The following is a 9,179-nucleotide window of genomic DNA, read 5'->3' as shown; positions in this document are numbered from 1 at the left end:
GTTGAGATGGCCGCTGTCGCCAGCGTCGACAAACTCCGAGCCCCAGGCTTCGGCCAATTCGCGAGCCTCGTCCGACGTGCAATAGGGATCTGTGGTCGAGGCAGCGGGCCGTTGGCATCTGGCTGCCGTGCCTAGAGGCCGGTCGCGCTGCCCATGGTGCTGCCAGTGGCATTGCCCTTCTGTACGAGCTCGGCCTCGGCCGCGACCGGGTCGATCGCGTCGGCGTGACCGACCGGTCCCGCGGTGTGTCCCACGCGCCGGGTACGGACTTCGGCGTAGTTGGCGATCAGACCGAGGATCGTGTTGAGGGTGATGTAGATCGCGGCGACCACGATCGCCGCCGGGAGCAGGTTGTCGAAGTTGCCGTCCAGCTTGACGATCTGATTGAGCAGTTCGCTGTAGGCGAGGATGTAGCCGAGAGCGGTGTCCTTGAGGAGCACCACCAGCTGGGCGATGATCGCCGGAAGCATGGAGCGCACCGCCTGCGGCAGCAGGATCGCGCGCATCACCTGCCCGTCCGTGAGCCCAACCGCGACACCGGCCTCCGTCTGCCCCTTGGGCAGCGCGCCGACGCCGGCTCGGATGATCTCGGCGAGGACGGAGCCGTTGTAGAGCATCAGGCCGAGGACGACCGCCCAGAAGACGCTGGTGTCGAATCCGAGCGGCGCCTGCATGAAGTAGATGAACATCATCAGCAGGAGCATCGGGATGGAGCGGAAGAACTCGATGACCACCGCCGAAGGCAGGCTGATGAGCTTGCTCTGGGAGAGCCGGCCGACGGCGAACACGAACCCGAAGACGAGCGCGAGGACCGAGCCGACCGCGAAGGCCTTCAGTGTGCCGATGATGCCGGGGATGAGGAAGTTCTCCCAGGCGGGTGACTCGAGGAACGGTGTCCACTTGTCGGCCTCCCACTGGCCGGTCTCTTTGAACTTCGCCCAGACGAACCAGGCGATGGCCAGGAGCGCCACCAACGCGACACCGGAATAGACCCGGTTGAGCGCCTTGGCGCGCGGGCCGGGGGCGTCGTAGAGAACGGAGGCGGCCATTATCGGATCACCGCGAATCGCTTGGAGGCCCAGTTGGCGACGAAGCCGATGGGCAGGGTCAGGATCATGAAGCCGATCGCGAAGATGATGAAGATCAGCAGGATCTGGTCGGACTCGTTCTCCATCATGGTCTTCATCTGGCCCGACGCCTCGTTGACGCCGGTCGCGGTGACGACACCGATGGTGACGGCGACGGTGGTGTTCTTGGTCATCGCGATCAGCACGCTGGCCAGCGGGTTGATCACCGAGCGCAGTGCCTGCGGTAGAACGACGTGAGTGAGGTTCTGGGTGAAGGTGAGCCCGATCGCACGGGCCGCCTCGGCCTGTCCGAGCGGCACCGTGTTGATGCCGGAACGGAGCACCTCGCACACGAACGTCGAGGTGTAGATACCCAGCGCCAGGACCGCGAGACGGAAGTTGTTCTCGTAGAGGTCGTCAGGTGCGGGGTTGAAGCCCAGTTGATAAGCGAGCCCGAAGAGCGCGAAGAACATCACCAGCGTCAGCGGCGTGTTGCGGAACGTGTAGACGACGGCCGAACCGACAAACCGCAGCACCGGCACCGGGGAGACCCGGAACACGGCGAGCACGGTGCCGAGGATGAGCGCGAAGATGCCGCTGTACACGGCAAGCCGCAGAGTCAGCCCGAACGAGGTCAGGATGGCTGACCCGTACTCGGAGAAGAGATCCATGGGTCCTTCCAGGATTGTTCAGAAAGCGTCTGTCATGCCGAGCCGGCGCAATCCGGTCGCCGCTTCGCAGCGGACCGATTGCGCCGACTCGGCATGACGTCAAGCTTGCTCAGTAGCGGTCGACGGCCGGCGGCTCCGGCAGCTCGTACCCAGACTCACCGAGGTTGTCGTTGAACGCCTCTTCCCAAGCGCCGTCCGCGAAGGCCTGCTCGATCAGGTCGTTGATCTTGTCGCGGTCCTCGCTGCCCTTGGGCAGACCGACGCCGTAGTTCTCCTCCGAGAAGGGGGCGCCGACGATCTTGAACTTGCCCGGGTCCTGCTGGGCGTAGCCCGCCAGGATGATGTCGTCGGTGGTCATCGCGTCGAGCTGACCGCCGTCGATCGCGGTGACGCACTTGCTGTAGGTGTCGAACTCCTGCAGCTGGACGCCCTCGGAGTACTCGTCCTTGACCTTCTGGGCCGAGGTCGAGCCGGTCACCGAGCAGAGCTTCTTGCCGTCGAGCGAATCGGGGCCGGTGATGTCGGTGTTGTCGGCGGCGACCAGGAGGTCCTGGCCGGCGATGTAGTACGGGCCGGCGAAGTCGACCTCGGCCTTGCGCTCGTCGGTGATCGAGTAGGTCGCCAGGATCATGTCGACGGTGCCGTCCTTGAGGAACGTCTCGCGGTTGGCGGAGACGGCCTCGACCCACTCGATCTGGTCGTCCTCGTAGCCCAGGCCCTCGGCGATGTACTCCGCCATGTCGACGTCGAAGCCGGAGTAGTCACCGTCGGCCTCCTTGAAACCGAGGCCCGGCTGGTCGAACTTGATGCCGATCTTGATCTTGTCGCCGCCGGCGTCGGAGCCGGTGTCGTCGCTACCACCACAGGCAGCGAGCGAGCCCGTGAGCGCGAGAGCGCCCAGGGTCGCGGCGATCTTCGTGAACTTCATCGTTTCCACCTTCTGGAATTAAGGGTTGGTGCGTTGCAGGGTTCGCGAGCCCAGGGCTCACCCGAGACGTACGTTTCAGTGCTTGAGGATCTTGCCGAGGAAGTCCTTGGCGCGCTCGGACTTCGGGTTGTCGAAGAACTCGCTCGGGGTGTTGGACTCGACGATCTGGCCGTCGGCCATGAAGACGACGCGGTCGGCGGCGACGCGGGCGAAACCCATCTCGTGGGTGACCACGATCATGGTCATGCCCTCCTTGGCGAGGCTGACCATGACGTCGAGCACCTCCTTGACCATCTCCGGGTCGAGCGCGGAGGTGGGCTCGTCGAAGAGCATCACCTGCGGCTTCATCGCTAGCGCCCGGGCGATCGCGACGCGCTGCTGCTGACCACCGGAGAGCTGCGCAGGGTACTTGCTCGCCTGGACGCCCACGCCGACGCGGTCGAGCAGCTTCTTGGCCTCGGCCTCAGCCGCGGACTTCTTCAGCTTGCGCACCTTCATCGGGCCCAGCGTGACGTTCTGCAGGATCGTCTTGTGCGCGAAGAGGTTGAAGCTCTGGAAGACCATCCCGACCTCGGCGCGCAGCTTGGCCAGGCCCTTGCCCTCTGCTGGCAGCTCCTTGCCGTCGAGCTTGATCGTGCCCGAGTCGATCGTCTCCAGGCGGTTGATCGCGCGGCAGAGAGTCGACTTCCCCGAGCCCGAGGGCCCGATCACCACGACGACCTCGCCACGTTTGATCTCCAAGTTGATGTCCCGGAGCACGTGCAGCTCGCCATAGTGCTTGTCGACATGGTCAAGAACCACCAAGGCGTCTCCCGAAGGTGCGCTGGCGGGTTCGGTGTCAAGCACGGTCATGCCGCAGACCTAACCACATCCTGCATTGCACATCTATGACTTGGCCCCCGGGATCGGTTACAACCAGATAACCAACAAGATTCGGTACGCCCGCTGCACCGGTCATCCGCGCTGGATTCCTCGACGCGGCCCCTGCGGTCGTACGCTTGAAGGCGCTATGACTACGTCGATCGCCTCTGGCTCCGCTTCGGCGGTGCGCACCTACGAAGTCCGCACCTACGGGTGCCAGATGAACGTCCACGACTCCGAGCGCCTCTCCGGGCTGCTGGAGGATGCTGGCTATCTGAAGGCGACCGAGGGCACGCAGGCCGACGTGGTCGTCTTCAACACCTGCGCGGTCCGGGAGAACGCCGACAACAAGCTCTACGGCAACCTCTCCCACCTGGCCCCGATCAAGGAGGCCAACCCCGACCTCCAGATCGCCGTCGGTGGCTGCCTCGCGCAGAAGGACCGCGCGACGATCACGAAGAAGGCGCCGTACGTCGACGTGGTGTTCGGCACGCACAACATCGGCTCGCTCCCGGTGCTGCTCGAGCGGGCCCGGGTGCAGGAGGAGGCCCAGGTCGAGATCCTGGAGTCCCTCGAGGTCTTCCCGTCCACGCTGCCGACCAAGCGCGAGTCGGCCTATGCCGCCTGGGTGTCGGTGAGCGTGGGGTGCAACAACACCTGCACCTTCTGCATCGTCCCGAGCCTGCGCGGCAAGGAGAAAGACCGACGACCGGGCGAGATCCTCGCCGAGATCGAGGCGCTGGTCGCCGAGGGTGTCACCGAGGTGACCCTGCTGGGCCAGAACGTCAACGCCTACGGCGTCGAGTTCGGCGACCGGCAGGCCTTCTCGAAGCTGCTGCGCGCCTGTGGGGAGATCGAGGGACTGGAGCGGGTCCGGTTCACCAGCCCGCACCCGGCCGAGTTCACCGACGACGTCATCGAGGCGATGGCCGAGACGCCCAACGTGATGCCGTCGCTGCACATGCCGCTGCAGTCGGGTTCCGACCGCGTGCTCAAGGTGATGCGCCGCTCCTACCGGTCGACCAAGTTCCTCGGCATCATCGAGCGGGTCCGCGCGGCGATCCCGCACGCGGCGATCACCACCGACATCATCGTCGGCTTTCCGGGGGAGACCGAGGAGGACTTCCAGGCCACCCTCGACGTGGTCCGTGAGTCGCGCTTCGCCTCCGCCTTCACGTTCCAGTACTCCAAGCGTCCCGGCACCCCCGCCGCCGATCTCCCCGACCAGATCTCTCCCGAGGTCGTGAAGGACCGCTACGGCCGGCTCGTCGACCTCGTCAACGAGATCGCCTACGAGGAGAACAAGAAGAACGTCGGACGTACGCTCGAGCTGATGGTCGCCGAGGGCGAGGGCCGCAAGGATGCCGAGACCCACCGGCTCTCCGGTCGTGCTCCCGACAACCGGCTGGTCCACTTCAACGCGGCCGGAGCCGAGGGCGTACGTCCCGGCGACATGGTGAAGGTCGAGGTCACCTACGCGGCCCCGCACCACCTGGTCGCCGACAACCCCGTGCTCGAGGTACGCCGCACCCGTTCCGGTGACGCCTGGGAGGCGCGCCAGGGCCGCCCCGAGCCCGAGGCCGCTTCGGTCGGGCTCGGCATGCCGTCGGTCGGCGTTCCCGCTCCGCTGCCCGCTGCGCCGGCGTGCGGATGATCGTTCGGCTGGCTGCCGCACGAACAGCAAATTCTCCGTAGTACCCCTCCCCCTGAGGGTATTCCTGCTCTAGCCTGAGGCAACTTGTCTCAGGAAGGGATACCCCCATGTCGATTCCCAAGCTGGTCAACAGAGCAGCGGCGATGGGCGCACTCGGTGTTCTCGTGGCGTCAGGCCTGGCAGCCGCGGCCCCAGCGGGCGCCATGCAGGCGTCCGCAGGAGGAGATGCCTGCTTCGACCCGCACGAGGTCGGCGCCGCCCGCGTCGCCGAAGGGGCCAAGCAGGTCCGCGACACGAACCATCTGACCGCTAAGCAGGCCGACGCCAAGGAGAAGGCGCTCTCCAGTGCGCTGGCCGCGCAGGGGAAGAAGGGCGGCAGCGCCAACCTCGCCGCGACGACCATCCCGACCTACATCCACGTCATCCAGGAGAACGCCACCACCGGCGCCGTCCCGCAGGCGAACATCGACGCCCAGATCGACGTGCTCAACGCGGCGTACGCCGGCACGCCGTTCTCCTTCGAGGTGGCCGGCCAGGAGACCACGATCAACCCGGCCTGGTACCCGATCATCTCCGGCTCGACCGGGGAGCGGGACATGAAGTCGTCCCTGCGCCAGGGCGGTGACAACGCGCTCAACGTCTACATCGGCGAGATCGACGATGGTCTGCTCGGCTGGGCGACCTTCCCGACCAAGAACATCGGGTCGCAGGACGGTGTGGTCATCCTTGGCGAGTCGCTGCCGGGCGGCTCGGCGGCCCCGTACGACGAGGGCGACACGGCAACCCACGAGGTCGGCCACTGGCTGCACCTCTACCACACCTTCCAGGGTGGCTGTCGTGGCAAGGGTGACCAGGTCGCCGACACCCCGGCCGAGGCCGCGCCGGCCTTCGGCTGCCCGGAGGGCTCCGACACCTGCACCGCTCCGGGCCTCGACCCGATCCACAACTTCATGGACTACACCGAAGACGCGTGCATGGACGAGTTCACGCCGGGTCAGGTGCAGCGCATGATCGACGGGTGGGTGGCGTACCGCGCCTGATCGTCGCCTGACATACGCGCCGAGCGCCGGGTCCCTTGCGGGCCCGGCGCTCGATCCGTGTGTGATCAGCAGTGCTGGATCAGTACTGCGACTGGCTCTGCTCGCCGCCGAAGCCGCCCTCGTTCGAGCCCTCGTCGGAGCCGTAGGAAGAGCCCTCGGACTGCTCCTGGCCGCCGAAGCCGCCCTCGCTCTGGCCACCCTCGGACTGCTCGCCGCCGCCGTAGGAGCTGCCCTCGTTGGACTGCTCACCGTAGGAGGAACCGCCCTCGCTCGAGCCCTCGTCGGAGCCGTAGGACGAGCCCTCGGACTGCTCCTGGCCGCCGCCGAAGCCGCCCTCGCTCTGGCCGCCGTCCTGGCCGCCGAAGCCACCCTCGTTGGACGACTCGGAGCCGTAGGAGGAGCCCTCGCTGGACTCCTGGCCGCCGAAGCCACCCTCCTGGCCGTAGTTCTGCTGCTCGTCGCTGTTGCCGTAGTTCTCAGACATATTGGTCCACACTTCCGAGTAGTTGTGATTGGACCGGAATCGAACGTGCATCGCACGTCCGCCCCCCGGCTGCCTCATTCGGTGAGACGAGAATGAGACGGTCTAGACCGTTCCATGTGACGGCACAAGTCGCAACAGGTTCGTAACAGTGTTTCGAAAGTCGACACGCAAAAAGTCAGCTGGGTGTACCGGGACGTAAACGCGAGGCGGGGAGCAACCCGGTGTGGGTCGCTCCCCGCCTCGTGGCGTGTGGAGGGCTCAGTTGCCGCCGTCCAGCTTCTCTGCTTCGTTCTTGGCAGTCTCGACGCCCTGGTCGATCTGGTCGCTGAACTTGCCACCGGTCTTCTCGTCGGCGAACTCACCGGCCTTGTCCAGGCCCTCGCCGACCTTGTCGGCACCGACCTTGTCGACGCCCTGCCCGATGAGATCCTTTGCCTTGTCCAAGAAGCTCATGCTTCCCCCCTCTGGATCGGTGGCTCCCCGTTTGAGCCAACTTGCGGCCAGACTAACTGCATGGAGTACGACAGCAACAGGGGGACACGCGACCCGGATGGGTCATCCGGACTACGCGACTTGGGATCTTTTCCCCTGTCCGCCACCCCGATCGTGGCCGTCGTCGGAGCCACCGCAGCAGGGAAGACGTCGCTCTCGCTCGACCTCGCCGAGACCCTCGGTGGCGAGATCATCAACACCGACGCGATGCAGGTCTATCGCGGCATGGACATCGGGACGGCGAAGCTGCCGGTCGCGGAGCGGCGCGGGATCCCGCACCATCTGCTCGACCTCCTCGACATCGCCGAACCGGCCTCCGTCGCCGACTTCCAGGCACTGGCGCGTGAGGAGATCGCGACGCTTCGCAAGGCTGGGAAGACACCCGTGCTGGTCGGCGGCAGTGCTCTCTACACACGAGCGATCCTGGACCGGTTCGAGTTCCCCGGGACCTCGGAGGAGGTGCGTGAGCGACTGGAGAAGGAGCTCGAAACCGCAGGTGAGAAGGCACTTCACGACCGCCTGCGAGCCCTGGATCCGGTCGCGGCGGAGCGGATCGAGATCGACAACGGTCGCCGCGTCGTACGCGCTCTGGAGGTCATCGAGCTGACCGGTGAGCCGTTCAGCGCACGACTGCCCGAGCAGGTCTACCACGACCCGGCCTCCATCCAGATCGGCGTCGACATCTCCCGAGAAGCCCTGGACGTACGCATCCGGCAGCGGGTCTCGGAGATGTTCGAGTCCGGCTTCGTCGACGAGGTCGCGCGGCTCCTGGAGGCCGGTCTGGGGCGGTCGCGGACCGCGTCGAAGGCCATCGGCTACAAGGAGGTCGCCGCCTATCTCGCGGGGGAGACGACGCTGGAGGATGCCATGGAGCGAACCGCCATCAAGACCAGGCAGTTCGCACGTCGGCAGGACGCCTGGTTCCGCAAGGATCCGCGGGTCGTGTGGGTCTCGTACGACGATCCGTCCCGTCTGGAGAAGGCCGTCGCGGCGGTGGGGGGATGGTGTTGTGAGCGAGAACGTACGTGACCGGCTGCGGGAGCTGCTCGACGCGGTGCTCGACGGTGCCGACGCCGGAGAGCCGCGCACGCTGGCGCAGATGGCCGGCGACGCCTACACGTCGCCCTATCACTTCAACCGGCTGCTCTCCCGGGGCGCGGGCGAGCCGCCGGTGGCGATGCGGCGGCGGGTGATGCTGGAGCGGGCCGCGTGGCAGCTGCAGCACGGTGGCACGGTGACCGATGCCGCCTGGGCCGCCGGGTACGAGTCGGTGGAGGGGTTCTCGCGGGCCTATGCGAAGGCCTTCGGGCACCCCCCGAGCACCGCCGCGCTCAGCCACTGGCTACCGGCGCCGAACGGGATCCACTTCCATCCGCCGGAGTCGCTGTGGGTCGACTCCCAGGAGCGGGTGCTCTCTCCGCTGACCGAGCAGCTTGTCCTGCACGACCTCGACGACACCCGAGCGTTGCTCGACCTCGCCAAGGGACTGCCCGCGGAAGTGCTCACCCAGGTGCGGCTGGCCGGCCATGAGGTGCTGGAGTGGGACGGCCCGGAGGAGTCGCTCGCGCAGGTTCTGGAGGCGACGGTGTGGGCCAAGGAGTGCTGGGTGGCCTCGATCGAGGGCCTCGCGATGCCGGTCCGGAGCCGCACGGACTCGGTCGTCGCGCTGGTCGAGCGGCACGAGGCCGTGGCGGCGCGGTGGCTGGCGGTCGTACGCGACATCGAGCGGCGCGGGGCCTGGGAGGACCGGCTCATCGACGCCCTCTGCGAGCCGCCGGAAAGCTTCCAGATCGGGTCGGTGGTCGCCCACGTCCTGACGTACGCAGCCCATCGGCGTCTGCTGGCCCGGATGATGCTCCGGATGGCCGGTGTCGAGGTCGACCGGGGCGACCCGATCGAGTGGCTGCGGGCCCGCCGGGGCGAGGTCCCGACGGTCTGAGCGAGCGGCGAAATGATTCGGCCGCCCGCGCGCCCGCCTCGTA

At 66.9% G+C, this 9,179-nt stretch carries 10 protein-coding genes and 1 pseudogene; 4 read left to right on the top strand and 7 right to left on the bottom strand.

The window, feature by feature from the left end:
- The 5 genes and pseudogenes from ABZU72_RS16725 to ABZU72_RS16705 form a co-directional block, all read right to left on the bottom strand.
- Positions 1-90 (bottom strand): annotated as a pseudogene (locus ABZU72_RS16725) (alpha/beta hydrolase); the annotation flags it as partial.
- 41 nt (positions 91-131) lie between these two features.
- Positions 132-1,049, bottom strand: coding sequence for an amino acid ABC transporter permease (locus ABZU72_RS16720; RefSeq protein WP_355019958.1), 918 nt, complete (start codon positions 1,047-1,049; stop codon positions 132-134).
- The gene (locus ABZU72_RS16715; RefSeq protein WP_355019957.1) at positions 1,049-1,738 is read right to left on the bottom strand and encodes an amino acid ABC transporter permease; all 690 of its coding nucleotides are present in this window, start codon (positions 1,736-1,738) and stop codon (positions 1,049-1,051) included. The genes ABZU72_RS16720 and ABZU72_RS16715 overlap by 1 nt, the downstream gene beginning before the upstream one ends.
- A 109-nt stretch (positions 1,739-1,847) precedes the next feature.
- Positions 1,848-2,666 carry a glutamate ABC transporter substrate-binding protein gene (locus ABZU72_RS16710; protein WP_355019956.1) on the bottom strand — a complete coding sequence of 273 codons (819 nt, stop codon included), beginning with the start codon at positions 2,664-2,666 and terminating at the stop codon, positions 1,848-1,850.
- Positions 2,667-2,741: 75 nt separating this feature from the next.
- Entirely contained in the window at positions 2,742-3,470 is a 729-nt protein-coding gene (locus ABZU72_RS16705; protein ID WP_355019959.1) for an amino acid ABC transporter ATP-binding protein, read from the bottom strand.
- A 205-nt stretch (positions 3,471-3,675) separates the two neighbouring features.
- Here ABZU72_RS16705 and miaB point away from each other — a divergent pair, with 205 nt between their 5' ends.
- A complete protein-coding gene (miaB, locus tag ABZU72_RS16700; RefSeq protein ID WP_355019955.1) occupies positions 3,676-5,181 on the top strand; it encodes a tRNA (N6-isopentenyl adenosine(37)-C2)-methylthiotransferase MiaB in 1,506 nt (501 codons plus the stop codon).
- Between the two features lie 107 nt (positions 5,182-5,288).
- Positions 5,289-6,221, top strand: a complete 933-nt coding sequence (locus tag ABZU72_RS16695) for a zinc metalloprotease (RefSeq protein ID WP_355019954.1) — start codon at positions 5,289-5,291, stop codon at positions 6,219-6,221.
- A 79-nt stretch (positions 6,222-6,300) separates the two neighbouring features.
- Here the strand turns inward: ABZU72_RS16695 and ABZU72_RS16690 are convergent, their stop codons facing one another.
- Together ABZU72_RS16690 and ABZU72_RS16685 are read right to left on the bottom strand one after the other, a co-directional pair.
- On the bottom strand, positions 6,301-6,705 hold the full coding sequence (locus ABZU72_RS16690) for a hypothetical protein (RefSeq protein ID WP_355019953.1): 405 nt from the start codon (positions 6,703-6,705) through the stop codon (positions 6,301-6,303).
- 258 nt (positions 6,706-6,963) lie between these two features.
- A complete protein-coding gene (locus ABZU72_RS16685; RefSeq protein ID WP_091051581.1) occupies positions 6,964-7,158 on the bottom strand; it encodes an antitoxin in 195 nt (64 codons plus the stop codon).
- A gap of 120 nt (positions 7,159-7,278) precedes the next feature.
- Here ABZU72_RS16685 and miaA point away from each other — a divergent pair, with 120 nt between their 5' ends.
- Together miaA and ABZU72_RS16675 are read left to right on the top strand one after the other, a co-directional pair.
- Entirely contained in the window at positions 7,279-8,226 is a 948-nt protein-coding gene (gene miaA, locus ABZU72_RS16680; protein WP_355019952.1) for a tRNA (adenosine(37)-N6)-dimethylallyltransferase MiaA, read from the top strand.
- Positions 8,207-9,136, top strand: coding sequence for a helix-turn-helix transcriptional regulator (locus ABZU72_RS16675; protein WP_355019951.1), 930 nt, complete (start codon positions 8,207-8,209; stop codon positions 9,134-9,136). The genes miaA and ABZU72_RS16675 overlap by 20 nt, the downstream gene beginning before the upstream one ends.
- Positions 9,137-9,179: the final 43 nt, after the last annotated feature.

Origin of the sequence: Nocardioides sp. NPDC004968 (assembly GCF_040608935.1) — a bacterium.
In the GTDB taxonomy this organism is placed as follows: Bacteria; Actinomycetota; Actinomycetes; order Propionibacteriales; family Nocardioidaceae; genus Nocardioides.
Note: the sequence above shows the minus strand (reverse complement) of the source record. Positions and strands in the feature narration are given on the sequence as shown.

What these genes read in the sequence shown, in the direction of transcription:
- ABZU72_RS16720 (WP_355019958.1), bottom strand. Translation starts at nt 1,049, where the DNA reads ATGGCCGCCTCCGTTCTCTACGACGCCCCCGGCCCGCGCGCCAAGGCG.
- ABZU72_RS16715 (WP_355019957.1), bottom strand. Translation starts at nt 1,738, where the DNA reads ATGGATCTCTTCTCCGAGTACGGGTCAGCCATCCTGACCTCGTTCGGG.
- ABZU72_RS16710 (WP_355019956.1), bottom strand. Translation starts at nt 2,666, where the DNA reads ATGAAGTTCACGAAGATCGCCGCGACCCTGGGCGCTCTCGCGCTCACG.
- miaB (WP_355019955.1), top strand. Translation starts at nt 3,676, where the DNA reads ATGACTACGTCGATCGCCTCTGGCTCCGCTTCGGCGGTGCGCACCTAC.
- ABZU72_RS16695 (WP_355019954.1), top strand. Translation starts at nt 5,289, where the DNA reads ATGTCGATTCCCAAGCTGGTCAACAGAGCAGCGGCGATGGGCGCACTC.
- ABZU72_RS16690 (WP_355019953.1), bottom strand. Translation starts at nt 6,705, where the DNA reads ATGTCTGAGAACTACGGCAACAGCGACGAGCAGCAGAACTACGGCCAG.
- ABZU72_RS16685 (WP_091051581.1), bottom strand. Translation starts at nt 7,158, where the DNA reads ATGAGCTTCTTGGACAAGGCAAAGGATCTCATCGGGCAGGGCGTCGAC.